The sequence below is a fragment of the Mesorhizobium delmotii genome (assembly GCF_900149755.1).
GTDB classification, from domain to species: Bacteria; Pseudomonadota; Alphaproteobacteria; order Rhizobiales; family Rhizobiaceae; genus Mesorhizobium; species Mesorhizobium delmotii.
In genome coordinates this window covers 1-867 of the sequence record NZ_FUIG01000075.1, presented here as the reverse complement: position 1 = coordinate 867, position 867 = coordinate 1, and the positions used below count along the sequence as shown (strand labels likewise).

Genomic DNA, 867 nt, shown 5'->3' with positions numbered 1-867 from the left:
CGCACCAGCGGAGCGGCGCGCCTGGCGGGACGACATCTACGCGGTCATCCAGTCGATGATGGTGTCCGGGCTGCAAGGCATGATCGCGCTCGAGCGGATGTGCGGGCTGGCTGGCGTGAGCCGGTCAGGCTATTACCGGTACTGGCAGGCCTCGTCGCCACGCCGCGAGGAAGCGGGCTTGCGCGATGCCATTCAACGCCTGGCGCTGGCGAACCCACACTATGGCTATCGCCGGATTGCCGTGCTGCTGGGCCGGGAAGCCTGGCATGTGAACCACAAGCGCGTGCTGCGCCTGATGCGGGAGGACAACCTGCTTTGCCTGCGCAGGGCCGCTTTCGTGCCGATGACGACGAATTCCAGGCATGGCTGGCGGATCGTGCCCAATCTGGCAAGAGGCCTCGAACTGGCGGACATCGACCAACTCTGGGTCGCCGACATCACCTATGTCCACCTCGCCGAGGAATTCGCCTATCTGGCTGTCGTGCTCGATGCGTTCAGTCGCAAAGTCATCGGTTGGGCACTGGCGATCCATCTCAGGGCTGAACTGGCGATCGAGGCGCTCGACCAAGCGATTGCGGTGCGCAGGCCGGCACCGGGATCCATCATCCATCACAGCGATCGCGGCGTGCAATATGCCTGTGCCGAGTACGCCGCCCGACTTGCGGCACACGACATCCAGCCGAGCATGAGCCGGGTGGGCAATCCCTACGACAATGCCAAGGCCGAGCGCTTCATGCGAACGCTGAAGGAGGAGGAAGCCGACGGCAGAGCCTATCGCGACATCGACGATGCAAGGAACAGGATCGGCGAATTCATCGACGCCGTGTACAACAAGCAGCGCCTACATTCCGCGATCGATTATCAATC

The 867-nt window shown here is 63.2% G+C and carries 1 protein-coding gene; it reads left to right on the top strand.

The features are described 5' to 3' along the window. Positions 1-867 (top strand): IS3 family transposase (locus tag BQ8482_RS33895; RefSeq protein WP_123151536.1); only part of this gene is annotated, 867 nt, incomplete at both ends.